Raw genomic sequence first — 15,641 nt, forward strand, 5'->3', positions numbered from 1 at the left:
ATCTACATGTCGGTGGCATTCAAAAAGTGAAAACGTATGTGTATTTGAATGCTATCGTATTATTGGTGTCTGCTCTGACAGGAAAGAAAGCCAAGCCATCCAAAAAAACGGCCTAAGCACTCTTTTGAAAAAAGCAGCATCGCAAAATTCTGTCCGAATGCCCATCTTGCTTTTAGGCTTTACCTTATAAAAGTGGCATTTCCCACTTTACGTACCATTAAACTTCATTTTTTAAACGAAAACCTAATTTTGCAAAAGGCTCAAAAAAGTAAGCGTATTAAGAGACATGAATGGAGCCGTTTTAGCATTTTTCCTTTATACAATTACAGACCAACTCTGGTGGCTTAGTCTTCTTGTTTTAATAGCTGCCTATATCTTTGCAATTATACAAACATCGAAAAACGTCCGATGAAGCTCGAAACCAAAACTACCAACCAGTGGGGGGAACGCCCGAATCCTCATTTTCGGGCGTTTCTCGCTGTTTTCGGCAACTAGCGCCTAATTAACCGGCTGCCGCTGTTCTCTTTTGGGATTTCTACCCTACGAACGGGATTGGGGCGGTATTTACCTGCCCGGATTTGCTCCTTGATGGTTTCCCCGCTTTCTTTGAGAGAGGGTAGAAGTTCATTCGTCCATCTCCTTCGTGTTCCGCCCTGTTCTTCTGCGGTGAGCCTTCCGCTGGAAGTTGGCTGCCCTTCGCTCCTGACGACTCCCTTTCCTCCCATCTCCCCGCATCATTTACACTGGGATGTCCGTGTAGCTTTGCTTTGTTCAGCAAGGTCGTCCCATCCCCTCTACCTGATGATGTTCGTTTGTCCTCGGGCCGGGATTTTGCCTCCAGCTTCCTTAAGATTCCACCTCACGATGAACACCCTTGCTCTTGGCTAGGGGTTGTCCACTACCAGCCCCCACAAGCGGACTTTCACCGCTTAGTTAGTCGCCATGCGTGGCACACAAAGAAAACCCCGTTGATTTTCATCACGGGGTTCGGCTGAAAAGCCATATAAAACAAGACTATTTTACCTACAAAACGCGCGCATGACCCGAATAAATATGCCCACGCTCCGAGTCGACTGTCACGACCTGTCCTTCCTTCAACAAGTCTGTAGCAAACGGCACGCCTACGATCACAGGCACGCCCAGGTTCAAGCCTACGATGGCAGCGTGAGACGTCAGCCCGCCCTCTTCGCAAATGACGGCGCCAGCCTTGCTGAAGGCTTCGATCATGTCGGAATCCGTTCCGATCGTCACCAGAATGACGCCTTCCTCGACTTTTTGCAACGCTTCCTCTGCGGAACGGGCAATCACGACCCGGCTCGTCACGACTTTGCGGCCGATGCCTTGTCCTTTTGCCACCACATCGCCAATTACGTGGATTTTCATCAGGTTGGTTGTCCCTACTTCGCGCACAGGCACGCCCGCGGTAATCACCACGAGATCGCCATGGCGCACAAAGCCGGCGTCGAGCGCTTCCTGCACCGACATCTCCAGCATTTCATCGGTTGTATTCGCCAGCTCGCCTTTCACCGGATAGACGCCGTTTACGAGCGCCAGACGGCGAATGACAGCCGCATGCGGAGTGACTGCGACGATTGGCGCCTTAGGACGGAATTTGGACACCATGCGCGCCGTATGTCCGCTCTCGGTTGCGGTAATGATCGCTGCCGCGTCCAAATCCAGCGCTGCATTGGAGACAGCCTGGCTGATCGCATCGGTAATCGTCACTTGCTTAAGCTGGGCTTGTGCGTACAAAATCTCGCGGTAGTTCAGCTCTTGCTCCGCTCTTACGGCAATGCGGTCCATCGTTTCCACAGATTCCACCGGGTATTTGCCCGCAGCCGTCTCGCCGGACAGCATGATCGCATCCGTGCCGTCAAAAATCGCGTTGGCGACGTCGCTTGCCTCGGCGCGGGTCGGACGCGGATTGCGCTGCATCGAATCGAGCATTTGCGTAGCCGTAATGACAGGCTTGGCCAGCTCGTTACATTTTTTAATCAGCTTTTTCTGGACGAGCGGCACTTCCTCGGCTGGAATTTCCACACCCAGGTCGCCGCGCGCCACCATCAGGCCGTCTGTTACGACGAGAATTTCATCGACGTTGTCGACGCCTTCCTGGTTTTCGATTTTGGCGATGATGTCGATGCGCACGTTGTGGCGCTCCAAAATCTGGCGGATTTCCAAAATGTCGGAGGCTTTGCGGACGAAAGAAGCCGCGATGAAATCAACCTGCTGCTGGATGCCGAACTCGATGTCCTGCGCATCCTTTTCCGTAATCCCGGGCAGGTTGATTTTGACGCCCGGTACGTTGACGCCTTTTTTGCTTTTCAGCGTACCGCCGTTTTTGATGAGGCAGACGATCTCGTTCCCCCGGACCTCCTGAACCGTCAGCCCGATCAAGCCGTCGTCGATCAAAATCGTATCGCCCGGTTTGACGTCTTGCGGCAACTCCGAGTACGTAATGGAGACGCGCTCGGCTGTGCCAGCGATTTCCTCTGTCGTCAGGATCAGTGTTTTTCCTTCCTCCAGCTCGACTGCCTCAACGGCAAGCGTGCCCGTGCGGATTTCCGGCCCTTTCGTATCCAGCAGGATCGCCACCGGCTTGCCAGTCTCCTCGGATGCGCGGCGAATGTTTGCGATGCGCGCCGCGTGCTCTTCGTGGCTTCCGTGGGAGAAATTCAGACGAGCTACGTTCATTCCCGCGTGTATCAGCTTTTTCAGCGTCTCGACAGACTCGCTCGCCGGTCCGATTGTACACACGATTTTTGCTTTCCTTAACATAGGAATTATGCCTCCTCTATACACTGCTGCTCTCAAGCGCTTGCTTGACTAGATAGACAGTGTTCGCGCCAGTTGATATACGGATAAATCCAATTGATGCTTCTGTGACAATGCTTCGTTGAAATCAACGTCGACGATCTGGTTGTTTTGAATGCCGACCATCCGATCTTTTTTGCCTTCCAACAGCAAGTCGACTGCGGCTGCACCCATCCGGCTCGCCAGCATCCGGTCCATCGCGGTCGGCGAGCCTCCGCGCTGAATGTGTCCGAGCACGGTCACGCGCGTCTCCCAGCCTGTTTCCTTGGTGATCGCTTCGGCGTAAGAAGCCGCGCTGCCCACGCCTTCTGCCACGATGATGATGGAATGCTTTTTGCCGCGGCGCTGTCCGGCGTGCAGACGCTCGATAATATCATTCATGTCCTGGGATTCTTCCGGAATGATAATCGACTCGGCCCCTGCGGCAAGCCCTGCCCACAAAGCCAGGTCGCCTGCGTCGCGTCCCATTACCTCAATGATGTAGGTGCGCTCATGGGAGGTTGCCGTATCGCGAATTTTATCGATCGCTTCTACAATCGTATTGAGCGCGGTATCGAACCCGATCGTAAAGTCGGTGCACGGGATGTCGTTGTCGATCGTGCCCGGAACGCCAATCGTCGGGAAGCCTTTTTCCGTCAGCTTTTGCGCTCCGCGGAAAGAGCCGTCCCCGCCAATGACGATCAGCCCTTCGATCCCGAATTTGCGCAACTGCTCGACCGCTTTTTGCTGTCCGGCGTCAGTCTTGAAAGCCTCGCTCCGGGCAGAATAGAGGATGGTTCCTCCTCGCTGGATAATGTCCCCAACGGAGCCCAGTGTCATTTCCTGGATATCGCCTTTCATCAGACCTTCGTATCCGTGATATACCCCGTACATTTGCACTCCGTGGTAAGCGGCACGGCGAACGGCCGCACGTACCGCCGCATTCATGCCTGGCGAATCTCCGCCGCTGGTCAGAACCGCAAGCTTTTGCATGGAATCCACCTCTCCAATCCATATCGTCTTTAGCATGTCATGAAACAGAAACAGTATGTACCATAACGTGTATGAAACATGCTGTATTACTCCGTTTCGTATATCTGTTATACACACAACAGAAATGTGCCATACTTTTTGAAAGCTCTGATAACTCGCTTATTCGAACTCGATTGTAGCAGATTTTCCGTGCAGAAAAAAGACAAAAAACGCCCCCTGCAGCTTACAGGGAGGCGTACTCGCCGATTCGTTTGAACTTCTCGTATCTGTCCTGTACCAGTTCATCCGGGCTTAAACGGCCCAACTGTTCCAGTTGCTCGGAGATGACCGCCTTGACCGAGGTCGCCTGTGCAATCAGGTCGCGGTGCGCTCCTCCAAACGGCTCGTCGATGATGCCGTCAATCACGCCGAGAGCGAGCAGATCGGGAGCGGTAATTTTCATCGTCTCCGCTGCGCGCATGCCCAGGCTGGAATCTCTCCATAGAATCGCAGCCGCACTCTCCGGCGCAATCACGGAGTAATAGGAGTTCTCCAGCATATAGATGCGGTTGCCTACGCTGATCGCCAGCGCGCCGCCACTACCGCCTTCGCCGATGACAATGCAAATAATCGGCACGCGAAAGGTAGCCATCTCCCGCAAGTTGCGGGCAATCGCTTCGCTTTGGCCGCGTTCCTCTGCCGCTTTGCCTGGATAAGCTCCTGATGTATTGATAAAGCAGATGATCGGCCGTCCGAATTTGTCGGCCTGCTGCATGATGCGCAAAGCTTTGCGGTAGCCTTCCGGATGAGCCATCCCGAAGTTGCGCTTGATGTTATCTTTCGTGTCTTTGCCTTTTTGATGGCCGATAACCGTCACCGGGCGCCCGTCAAACTTGGCAATCCCGCCCACGATCGAATGGTCGTCCCCGTACAGCCTGTCCCCATGTACTTCCAGAAAATCAGTAAAAAGAAGTTGAATGTAGTCCAAAGTCGTTGGTCTTTCCGGGTGACGGGCCAGTTGGACGCGCTGCCACGGCGTCAGGTTGCCGTAAATTTGTTCGGCAAGCTCTTTTGCCTTTTGTTCCAGACGCTTTACTTCGTCGGAAAAATCAATGCCTTTTTCTTCGGTAAAGCGACGCAATTCCTTGATTTTGTCTTGCAACTCTACTAATGGCTTTTCAAAGGGGAGTTCGCCTGCCATATTTCCACTCCTTCCCGTGACGTGTGCATCTCTACCAGATTGGACAGCGTTTGGCGCATGTCTTTACGGTGCACGACCATGTCGAGCTGACCGTTTTTCAGCAAAAATTCTGCTGTCTGGAAGTCTTTTGGCAGCTCCTGGCGAATGGTTTGCTCGATGACGCGACGTCCCGCAAAGCCGATCATGGCGCCGGGTTCCGCGATGTTGTAGTCACCGAGCGAAGAAAAGCTCGCCGACACGCCGCCGTATGTAGGATTCGTCATGACCGAAATAAACAGCAAGCGCTCGCGGTCAAGTCTGGACAAAGCCGCGCTTGTTTTCGCCATCTGCATCAGGCTGAGAACGCCTTCCTGCATGCGCGCCCCGCCGGATGCGGAGAACAGGATGAAAGGCAGTCGCCGTTCGATCGCTTGCTCAATCGCACGCGTAATTTTTTCCCCGACAACCGAGCCCATGCTGGCCATGCGGAAGCGGGAATCCATGACGCCAATCACGATGCGGTTGCCACCGAGCAGCCCCTCGCCGGTGATGATCGCTTCGTTCAGTTTGGTGTTGGCCATGTCCTGCTCCAGCTTTTCCAGATAGCCTGGAAACCCGAGCGGATTGGCGGTAATCAAATTCGCGTCAAACTCCTCTGTCAGAACCCCATCATCCAAAATGGATTGCAACCGCTCCGGCGCGGACATGGAGTAATGGTACTGGCAGCCCTTGCATACGCGCAAATTTTTTTCCAAATCCTTCGAGTAGTGGATCGTCCCACAATGTGGGCATTTATTCATCAATCCCTCAGGGACTTCCTTCTCCTTCGTACCCGCTTCCTTGCTAGCGTCGGTGGAAGCAGGGACACGTGCCAGTGTCTCAGAAGGGACAGTGGCAAATTTGCGCTTTTTCCCGAAAAGATCTTTTAGCACAGGTACACCCCACCTTTCTCATCAGTGAAGGATCGAGCCGAGTACATCCCGGACTTCATTCAGTTCGCCCTCGGGCACGAGAATCTCGTATTGCTTCGAGACCTTCGCCTCGCGAACCTTGACCAAAAACCCTTCATCTGTCAAACGTTGCTGTATCCGTTCAGCTATTTTAGCGCTAGGAGCGATGTAGATGACCGTCCACATGCTGGCTTCCTCCTTCATCGTCCAATACAGGTCTGCATCATCATATCACAGCGCCAGCGCCCCTCGCAAATAGGAGAAAAATCTAGAGCTTGCTGTTCTCCAGATGGTGCCTCATTCTCTCAACCGCGACATTGACATCGCCTGCGCGGATTGCCTCCATGATCTCGCGATGCTCTTCCAGCGCCATGCGCGCCCTGCCTTCCCGCGACAGCGATTCCGTCCGCACGCTGTTGCTATACTCTACCAACGGCGTCCAGATGCGGTGCAAAATGGAATTGCGGCTGGATCGGCAAATCACGCGATGAAACTGATAGTCTTCTTCCGTAGGAACCTCGCCTCTCTCTACCCGTTCGTGCGCAATGGCGAGAATCCGTTCCATTTCTTCAAAATGCTTCGCGGTCGCCCGCCTACAGGCGAGACGAACAGCGTCGATCTCCAGCATTTTGCGCATTTCGATCAAGTCCTTCTTGGTTTTCGTATCCCGTAGGATAAAAAAGCCAAGAATATCGATCAGACGGTTGTGCCGATAATGCTTGAGGAAGGTGCCTTCTCCGCGGCGAGTCTCGATGAGCCCGAGCAGTTCCAGGGCACGGAGAGCTTCGCGTACAGAGGATCGCCCTGCTCCCAACTGCTCAGACAACTCTCGCTCCGACGGAAGCTTGTCGCCAGGCCTTAAGTTTTGCTCCTGAATGATTTCGTGAAGTTGCAGGAGAATGCCTTCGTAAACCTTTCGATCTTGAGTGGAGTCGAGCACAATGACCCTCCTTATTGCTACTACTGGTGAAGTGAAGCACCCTCCACATATTCACGTCCGATACAGGTGCTCGTGGAGGGTGTTTGACTGCACTTCCCTTACACTTGCTGGTAGGAAATGGCTGCCAGACTGGCTGTTTTCTCTTTTACTGCTTCCGGATCGACGGTGATGCGGGCTACGCCGCTTTCCATCGCCGCTTTGGCTACGGCTGCTGCAACGTTTGGAGCAACACGCGGATCGAATGGAGCAGGAATTACTTTTTCAGCAGAGAGCTCTTCTGGCGAGATCAGGTCGGCAATGGCATAGACGGCTGCCAGCTTCATCTCTTCGTTGATCTCGGTCGCGCGCGTATCCAGCGCCCCGCGGAAAATGCCCGGGAAAGCGAGGACGTTGTTCACCTGGTTCGGGAAGTCGGAACGGCCTGTACCGACAACCGCTGCGCCCGCTGCTTTTGCCTCGTTCGGCATGATTTCCGGAGTCGGGTTCGCCATGGCGAAGATGATCGGATCGCGGTTCATGGAGCGCACCATTTCAGGAGTGACAGCACCTGCTACGGATACGCCGATAAATACGTCTGCCCCTTTCATCGCTTCTGCCAGATCGCCTTGCAGCTTGCTGCGGTTCGTGATTTTCGCCATTTCTTCTTTTACCGGGTTCATTCCGTAGTCGCGGCCTTCGTACACGATTCCTTTTGTATCGACCATGATGACTTCTTTTACGCCCATGGAAATCAAAAGTTTCATGATCGCGATACCAGCGGCGCCCGCACCGTTCGCCACTACGCGGATGTCCTCCAGCTTTTTGTCCACTACGCGCAGGGCGTTAATCAGACCGGCTGCCGTCACGATCGCCGTACCGTGCTGGTCGTCGTGGAAGATCGGGATGTTCGTCTCGCGCTTCAGGCGCTCTTCCACTTCGAAGCACGCAGGAGCTGCGATATCTTCGAGGTTCACGCCGCCAAAGGTCGGCTCAAGCAGCTTCACCGTCTCGACGATTTTGTCCACGTCGGTTGTGTTGAGGCAGATCGGGAAAGCATCCACGCCTGCGAAGGATTTGAACAGTACCGCTTTTCCTTCCATCACGGGCATCGCTGCTTCCGGACCGATGTTGCCGAGGCCGAGAACGGCTGTACCGTCGCTCACGACAGCAACGAGGTTGCCTTTCATGGTGTATTCGTAAACTTTGGACTTGTCGTCGAAAATGTCTTTGCAAGGTTCAGCTACGCCAGGAGAATAAGCCAAGCTCAGGTCGTGCGCATTGCGAACAGGAACCTTTGTCACCGCCTCCAGCTTCCCTTTATTTTTTCGATGAAGTTCCAGTGCTTCCTCTCTCAGATTAGACATCTTAACCCACTCCATTTCACGATAATCTTTCTATGATTGCTTGTACAGCCTCTTTCATGCTTAAAAGCCCTAAGTGGTCTGACCACTTATTGAGTTATGAGTTCACTATATAGCAAAAACTATTATCCTGTAAACCTGCCGAAAACGGCGAAAAAGGGAGGACATTCCTCATCCTCCCCAATTTATGGGCAATTCTTTCGGAATTACGCTGTCACGTCCCACAATTTCTCGCGCTTGCTCCAAAAATGACTCGTCCACCTCTACCCGAATATCGTCGGGAAGGCGAATTGTCTGTCTTTTTCCTTCGTAAAACAAAATCACAGGAATCGTTCCTTTTTTTTCGACAAACAGCCGTTGCAGACGTTGCAGTGTCGAATCGTGCTCCTGCTGGGCCGATATTTTGACAAACAGAACCGTTTCCGTCGTCGGCGCAGGCAGCGCCTCGGCATCCCAGAAGCGCGAAGCGAGCAGCTTCACCGTATCATCCTGATGGTCTACCCGCGCTTCGGCCACGACGATGCGCTCCTTGCCCAGAAGCTGCCCGTACTTGGCAAACACTTGCGGAAAAACGACCAGCTCGACGGGCATCGTCTTGTCTTCCAGCGTAAGGAACGCCATCGGGTCGCCTTTTTTCGTCTGGATGCGCTTTTCTTCCGTAATCATCCCGAACACCTTGACCGTCTTGTCGCGAGCGACTTCACTGAGAGCGGAGATGGCGGTCACTTCCGGGCGGGCAGCCACATGGGCATACTGGTCGAGCGGATGGCCGGAGAGGTAGACGCCGATCAGCTCTCTTTCTTCTTTCAACTGCTGCGTGCGCGAAAGCGGCGGCACGTCCGGGTATTCGGCAGGGTCCCGCGGCGGAGCAGACTGCTCCTCTCCGGCAAACAGGTCGAGCTGGTTTGCGTCCCGCTCCACACGTTTGGCGTTTGCCTTGCCTACCGCTTCATCGAGCAACAGCAGCAGTTGGCTGCGGTGACCAGGCAGCGAATCGAGCGCGCCGCACAGTGTCAACGACTCGACCACCCGCCTGTTCACGAGCCGCGCATCCACTCTGGCGCAAAAATCGAACACGTCCCGATACGGCCGGCCAGCGCGCTCCTTCACGATGGACTCAATCGCGCCGTAGCCGACGTTTTTTACGGCAGCAAGCCCGAAGCGGATCGCCTCCTCCTCTACCGTAAAGTACGCGGCGCTCTTGTTGACGTCCGGGCCAAGCACGCGCAGGCCAAGACGGCGCGCCTCTTCCGTGTACTCGGCGATCCGCGTCTGCGAGCCGATGGACAGCGACAGGAGCGCCGCCATGAAGGCGAGCGGATAAGTCGCTTTCAAATACGCCATCTGGTAGGCGATGATCGCGTAGGCGACGGAGTGGGCCTTGTTGAAGCCGTAATCGGCGAAGCGCACAATCAGGTCGTACACCTGGTTGCCCAACTCTTCCCCGTAGCCATGGCGGACGCAGCCTTCCACGAATTTTTCCCGCTGCTCGGCCAGCAGCTCGCGTTTTTTCTTGCCGACTGCCCGGCGCAAAATATCGGCCTCGCCCAAGCTGAAGCCAGCGAGCGTAGACGAAATCTGCATGATCTGCTCCTGGTAGATCATAAAGCCGTGCGTTTCGCGCAAAATCGGCTCGAGAATCGGATGGGCGTACTGGACTTTGCTCTGGCCGTGCTTGGCGGCAATGTACTGGGGAATAATCTCCATCGGTCCCGGACGGTACAGGGCGAGTACAGCGATGATGTCACCCAAGCTGGTCGGCTTCAGGTCGCGAAGCACATGGCGCATCCCGCCCGACTCCAACTGAAACACGCCTGTCGTCTCGCCGCGCGACAGCATGCGGAACGTTTTCGGATCGTCTGTCGGAATTTTTTCCAGGTCAAGCTCAATCCCTTGCTCGGCGAGGTGGCGGAGTGTCTCCTGAATGATCGTCAGGTTGCGCAGCCCGAGAAAATCCATTTTCAACAGGCCCACTTCCTCCAAAATCTCCATCGGATACTGGGTGAGCGCCAGCCCTTCGTTGCCTGTTTGCAGCGGCACGTAGCTGGTCAGCGGCTCGCGCGAAATGACGACGCCCGCCGCATGGGTGGAAGCGTGGCGCGGCAGCCCTTCCACGCCTTTTGCTGTCGCGATCAGCAAGGCGGCCTGCTTGTTTTCGGCACACAGCTTGCCGATATCCGGGTTGAGCTCTATCGCGCGGTCAATCGTCATCCCCGGCGATTGCGGAATCATTTTGGCCACGCGGTCGATAAGCCCAAGCGACAGCCCGAGCGCCCGGCCGACGTCGCGCACCGCAGCGCGAGCCGCCATCGTCCCGAACGTAATGATCTGGGCGACGCGGTCGTGACCGTACTTTTTCGCCACGTAGTGGATCACTTCGTCGCGCCGCTCCACGGAAAAGTCGATATCAATATCCGGCATCGTCACCCGCTCGGGATTGAGAAAACGTTCAAAGAGCAGGTTGAAGCGGAGCGGATCGACGTTTGTAATTTTCAGCGCATAGGCGACAAGGCTGCCCGCGGCAGAGCCCCGGCCCGGCCCGGTCGGAATGCCGTGCTGGTGGGCGTAGCGCATGAAGTCCCACACGATCAGGAAGTAGTCGGTAAAGCCCGTTCCGGTAATGATCGACAGTTCGTGATCGAGCCGCTCCCGGATTTGCGGCGTCATTTCCCCGTAGCGTTCCCGGCAGCCTTGCTCGCAGAGCGAACGCAAATATTGTGCCGAATCTTGTCCCGCAGGCAAGGGAAATTCCGGCAAAATGTGCGCGCCAAACGACAGCTCTACGCTGCATCTGTCTGCGATCATGGCCGTATTCGCCAGCGCCTCGGGCGCGTAGGAAAAGGCCGCTGCCATCTCCTCGCCGCTTTTCAAATAGTATTGGTCGGTTTCGTAGCGAAAACGGTTTTCCTCATCGATCGTTTTGCCTTCCTTGATCGCGAGCAGGATGTCGTGCTGGCGATGCTCGTTTTGCATGACGTAGTGCACGTTGTTCGTGGCGACCAGCGGAATGCCCGTCTCCTGGCTCAGCTTGACCAGGCGAGCATTGAGCCTGCGCTCGCTCTCCAGGCCGTGGTCCGCCAGCTCCAAAAAGTAATTCGCTTCGCCGAACACGCGCCGATGCCACAAGGCCGCTTCCAGCGCCGCCTGCGCTTCGCCTGCGAGCAAAAGCTGCGCGACTTCGCCGTGCTGGCAGCCGCTGAGCGCAATCAGCCCTTCGGCATGCCGGACGAGCGCTTCCTTGTTCACGCGCGGGATGATGTAGTTTCCTTCCGTATTGGCGACTGTCGCCAGCTTGAGCAGGTTGCGGTAGCCCGTTTCGTTTTCCGCCAGTACGACCAAATGGTGCGGGGCAGGCGCATTGCGCACGCGATCCTGCAAGTTTCCTTCGATCACGTACAGCTCCATCCCGATGATCGGCTTGATCTGCGCTGCCCGGCAAGCTTTATAAAAAGGGACAGCCCCGTACAGGTTGGCGTGGTCGGTAATCGCCAGCGCGCTCATGCCCAACTCCTGCGCACGCGCTACCAGCGCCTCGATCCTCGCCGCTCCGTCTAGCAAGCTGTACTCTGTATGAACGTGCAAATGGACAAAGGAGGTCATCTGCTTCCTTCCTCTCCTGTTTTACGAGTCGATTCGTTTTCGTAGCTTTCTCTATCATTATACCGAAAGTAAGAGGAATGTGGGGGAATAAGAACGAATGTTCCTGTTTGAATTTGACCTTTCTTGCTTTGATTTGGTAGGATAATACCAGATTTGTTCGAAAGGATGAAGCCATCTATGTGGTCGGCCTTTTATTTGACCGGCGTTCTCGCTTCGCTCGTAGCCAGCGTCTATTTCAGCATCCACGCGCGCAGACGCGGCATCCATCCGCTGGAGTCCCGGATGACGCTTGGCAAAATGAATATTGCACTTGGCATTCTCGTCTCTTTGTTCGGCCTCAACCAGTTTACGTTTGATACGCTCGATACGATCCGCATCGTGGTCGCGATCGTCATGCTGCTCGTCGGCGTGATGAACCTGTATTTGGGAACCCGCAACTTTTTGCACTATCGCAGCGCCTGGCGGGCAGAATTGAAAAAAGGCATCTGAGAGCTAAAAAGCATGGGAACAAACAGATTGTTCGGCATGCTTTTTTCTTTGACAGGAGGTGGATTTGTGAAGACATGGACAACGGGCAAGCAGCTCGCCATCTGCTCTACATTGCTCGGGCTGATGCTTATTTCCAGCATCGTCGTGCTGCTGCTCACGCCACACACGTTTGTCCGCGCCCTGCATCTCGTAGTCGTCGTCGCGTTGTCGATGGCGCTCGGGGCTTTTGCCCGGGAGTTTTTTCTTTTGCGGGAAAAGAAAAAACAGGCTAAAAGAGAGGCGTAGCGGTTATTGCGATGCTTCTCTTTTAGCCTGCTGGAAATAGTTTTCCTGAATTGCCAATGGTTTGCCATGGCTAAGCACAATCTGTTCTCGCTATAATCAGTTTGTGTGACATTCTATTGTTTCAGACAACCTGAGCGAAGTGCCGACGGTTGTCCTTTTTTATGCCCTTTTTGCATGGCGATTGTTTCCAGTTAACGCAAATCCTCTGCTTTGGCCCACATTTCCTCGGGGTTCAGCTCGTAGATGCCGTCTTCCCGATACATGTAGTGGTTCATGACAAATTCCCGGCGAATCGTCGCGTAATCTTGGTGGAACTGGCGGATGTAGTCGTTGATCTCCTGCTCCTTGTATTTCCGGCCGTGCTCCAGCCCCCGGACCATGTGTTCGAACACGATCAGCTTTTTCTTGCGCTGGGACGGGATTTGCTTCAGCTTGCCGTCTGGAGTCAGGAAGCTTTTGATTACGTGCATGTGTTCCGCTGCCATCTGGGCCCTCCTCTGATCGTGGTTTTCCTCCGCTTGCGCAAACAGCCCTTCTTCGCTAAAGTCCTTCGCCCGTTCGAGCACGTTCAATATAGCTTGGGTCTGCCGCTTCATGTTGGCTTCGTGCAAGTAAAAGTAGATCGTATTTTTATCTCGCCGCTCGTAGACGATCCCCGCCTCCCGCAGCTTCGCCATATGGTGCGTAATCGTCGGCGGCGTCACGCCGAGCTTCCCAGCCAGCGCCTGCCCGTGCAAGGGGCCGTTTGCCAAAATCGCGAGGATACGCACCCGCGTCGGATCGCCCAAGGCTTTGTAAAAGGTGACGAGTTTATCCAGTTGCACAGGGATGCTCCTTTCTTTTTGGGGCGGTGTGTGTTGTGCATGAGATTAGATGAAATTCTAATTAGATGGTAGTGTAACTTGGTGGTTTTTGTCAATGTGTGGTGGTTTCTTTGGGTTATCCTCAGGGTCGGTTGGGGTTTCAAAGAGCTTCGCTTTTTCTTCGTTTTCCTCCCAGGGGCTGTTTGATTGGGCGGAGCTTTTTTAAGGGGAAAAGCGCTCTATCGGGCTACAGTGGCGGAGGAAAAAAGAAGCTGTTGGCTGGGACAGGGCTTTTAACGGCCAAAAGCTCTCTACCTGGCCGTATGGCTGATGGAAAATGTAAAGTAGTATCTAAAACTAAATGTATCTGCTGGAAAGTCTAAATTTTACTTGTAACGTATCCTTACGAGATTGCTAATCACGTTAGAGGCTCTGTTTCAGATGAAGTCTGGGACTTGCTAAACGCGAACGATAGCTGTAATGAATAGCTGGTTGGTCTTCACTCAGTAAGCATCCCTGCCATTTCTCACGAGGAAACATCAGTGAAACCTCTCCAATCCTTTTATCTTTTAACCCCAGCCACGCAGAGAAGAATATTTCCGGACGCCGCGACTCGCGAATCCCTGCGGAGCGGACAGTCCCCGCTTCCCTGCAGGACGTAGACCGGGCCCCGCTGAACGCGAGCGATAACTTGTGTTCAGTGGGTGAAGACCGGAGCTTAGTCCGGAAATATTCTTCTCTCCGCAACAGCCCCGCTTAAAAAACATCAAAAAAGGACAGCCCCTCTAAAAAGAGACTGCCCAAAAACACTACACACCTCACCGATCAATAATCTGCGCCGTAATCATCGCCTGCCCGACGAGCTGCTCGCCGTGGTAGACCGAAACCTCCACCTTCCCGAAGCGCCGACTGATATCCAAAAGCCGCGGCTGCACCTGGATGTGGCTCTCCATCTGTACCGGCTTCAAAAAGTACACCGTGATGTTTTCCGGCACCATGTCGCCCCGGCGATGCTGACGCAAGAGATTACAAGCCGCTTCCACCATCACCGTCGTCATGATTCCGCTCGCAATCGTCCCCAGATGATTCGTCATCTGCGGAGTGACGTCGCCCAGATAGACCAGCTCGTCAGCCTGACGCTCCTCGCGGAAATGAGACATAATCAGGTTCGGAAACGTTTCGCTCATCTGTGGCTGCTTCGCCGTGAACTGGAGCGCTTTCAACACATCGTTGCGGCTCAGCACGCCCACCAGCTTGCGATAATTGTCCACGACCGGCAACAGCTCGATCCCTTCCCACACCATCATGTGCGCCGAAGACGCCACAGACACGCGCGGCGAAGTCGTGATCGGATTTTTCGTCATCACCTTGTCGATCGTCGCCGTCTCTTCGTGGCCGATAATATCCTTCGAAGTCACGATCCCGATCAGACGCATCTGCTCGTCGACAACCGGAAAGCGCGTATCCTGATACAACTCCGTATACTGATGCCATTTGGCGACCGTATCGCTCGGCAGCAGTACCGGCGTCTCCGCAAGCGGCTTCAGCACGTCCTCCACCATCACGATTTCCTTTTTAATCAAACGGTCGTAAATCGCCCGGTTAATCATCGACGCGACCGTAAACGAATCATAGCTGGACGAAATGATCGGCAGAGCCAGCCGATCCGCCAGTTGCTTGATTTCCTCGCTCGTATCGAAGCCGCCTGTTATCAGTACGGCTGCGCCTTGCTGCAAAGCGATCTTGTGCGCCTGATAGCGGTTCCCGACAATCAGCAGGCTGCCCGCGTCGATGTAGCGCATCATCGCTTCCAACTGCATCGCGCCGATCACGAATTTGTTCAATGTCTTATGCAGCCCTTCCCGTCCGCCCAGCACATGGCCGTCGACGATATTGACCACCTCGGCAAAAGTCAATCGCTCTATGTTTTCCTTTTGCTTCTTCTCGATTCTCACTGTGCCGACACGTTCAATGGTGCTTACGTATCCTTGTGTTTCCGCTTCCTTGATAGCGCGGTAGGCCGTACCCTCACTCACATCCAGGTCTTTGGCGATCTGCCGCACGGAAATCTTCGAACCGATCGGAAGGCGATCAATATGCTGCAAGATTTGTTCATGCTTCGTTGCCATATTGCTACTCCCCCTTCCTGGTCTCCCACCCGTTCCAATGTACGCGCGCTCCTTCGAACAATATACCCGAAGGCGCGGCAAAAAAAAAGGGTAGCTTTTTCAAGCTACCGATCAGAAAGTATATCATTAAGGGGGTTTTCATCGTGCTTTTATCTTACCC

At 54.4% G+C, this 15,641-nt stretch carries 12 protein-coding genes; 2 read left to right on the forward strand and 10 right to left on the reverse strand.

Features of this window, described 5'->3' with window-relative positions; translation table 11 throughout:
- Window positions 1-1,023: 1,023 nt before the first annotated feature.
- The 8 genes from pyk to AC3WQH_RS08780 all read right to left on the reverse strand — a co-directional run bounded on the left by pyk (window position 1,024) and on the right by AC3WQH_RS08780 (window position 11,775).
- Complete coding sequence (pyk, locus tag AC3WQH_RS08745) at window positions 1,024-2,778, reverse strand: pyruvate kinase (RefSeq protein ID WP_005831386.1); 1,755 nt, start codon at window positions 2,776-2,778, stop codon at window positions 1,024-1,026.
- A gap of 48 nt (window positions 2,779-2,826) precedes the next feature.
- A complete protein-coding gene (gene pfkA, locus AC3WQH_RS08750) occupies window positions 2,827-3,786 on the reverse strand; it encodes a 6-phosphofructokinase (RefSeq protein ID WP_005831388.1) in 960 nt (319 codons plus the stop codon).
- 223 nt (window positions 3,787-4,009) lie between these two features.
- Window positions 4,010-4,966: an acetyl-CoA carboxylase carboxyl transferase subunit alpha gene (gene accA / locus AC3WQH_RS08755; protein WP_005831390.1), complete on the reverse strand. Its 957-nt coding sequence runs from the start codon at window positions 4,964-4,966 to the stop codon at window positions 4,010-4,012.
- On the reverse strand, window positions 4,933-5,877 hold the full coding sequence (gene accD, locus AC3WQH_RS08760) for an acetyl-CoA carboxylase, carboxyltransferase subunit beta (protein ID WP_005831392.1): 945 nt from the start codon (window positions 5,875-5,877) through the stop codon (window positions 4,933-4,935). The genes accA and accD overlap by 34 nt, the downstream gene beginning before the upstream one ends.
- A gap of 21 nt (window positions 5,878-5,898) precedes the next feature.
- Entirely contained in the window at window positions 5,899-6,081 is a 183-nt protein-coding gene (locus AC3WQH_RS08765) for a hypothetical protein (protein WP_005831394.1), read from the reverse strand.
- Between the two features lie 82 nt (window positions 6,082-6,163).
- Complete coding sequence (locus AC3WQH_RS08770; protein ID WP_005831396.1) at window positions 6,164-6,835, reverse strand: FadR/GntR family transcriptional regulator; 672 nt, start codon at window positions 6,833-6,835, stop codon at window positions 6,164-6,166.
- A gap of 98 nt (window positions 6,836-6,933) precedes the next feature.
- A complete protein-coding gene (gene ystJ / locus AC3WQH_RS08775) occupies window positions 6,934-8,178 on the reverse strand; it encodes an NADP-dependent malic enzyme (protein WP_122952873.1) in 1,245 nt (414 codons plus the stop codon).
- Window positions 8,179-8,346: 168 nt separating this feature from the next.
- Window positions 8,347-11,775 carry a DNA polymerase III subunit alpha gene (locus AC3WQH_RS08780; RefSeq protein WP_492331987.1) on the reverse strand — a complete coding sequence of 1,143 codons (3,429 nt, stop codon included), beginning with the start codon at window positions 11,773-11,775 and terminating at the stop codon, window positions 8,347-8,349.
- A gap of 177 nt (window positions 11,776-11,952) precedes the next feature.
- On the opposite strand from AC3WQH_RS08780, the gene AC3WQH_RS08785 reads away from it, so the two are divergent.
- Together AC3WQH_RS08785 and AC3WQH_RS08790 are read left to right on the forward strand one after the other, a co-directional pair.
- Window positions 11,953-12,264, forward strand: a complete 312-nt coding sequence (locus AC3WQH_RS08785; protein WP_005831401.1) for a YtpI family protein — start codon at window positions 11,953-11,955, stop codon at window positions 12,262-12,264.
- Window positions 12,265-12,330: 66 nt separating this feature from the next.
- A complete protein-coding gene (locus AC3WQH_RS08790; protein WP_025846811.1) occupies window positions 12,331-12,549 on the forward strand; it encodes a hypothetical protein in 219 nt (72 codons plus the stop codon).
- 191 nt (window positions 12,550-12,740) lie between these two features.
- On the opposite strand, the gene AC3WQH_RS08795 is transcribed toward AC3WQH_RS08790, so the two are convergent.
- Together AC3WQH_RS08795 and AC3WQH_RS08800 are read right to left on the reverse strand one after the other, a co-directional pair.
- Entirely contained in the window at window positions 12,741-13,373 is a 633-nt protein-coding gene (locus tag AC3WQH_RS08795; RefSeq protein WP_221843110.1) for a DUF2087 domain-containing protein, read from the reverse strand.
- Between the two features lie 797 nt (window positions 13,374-14,170).
- The gene (locus AC3WQH_RS08800) at window positions 14,171-15,481 is read right to left on the reverse strand and encodes a DRTGG domain-containing protein (RefSeq protein ID WP_005831405.1); all 1,311 of its coding nucleotides are present in this window, start codon (window positions 15,479-15,481) and stop codon (window positions 14,171-14,173) included.
- Window positions 15,482-15,641 lie beyond the last annotated feature (160 nt).

It is taken from the genome of Brevibacillus sp. FW301-21C12A (assembly GCF_058788915.1).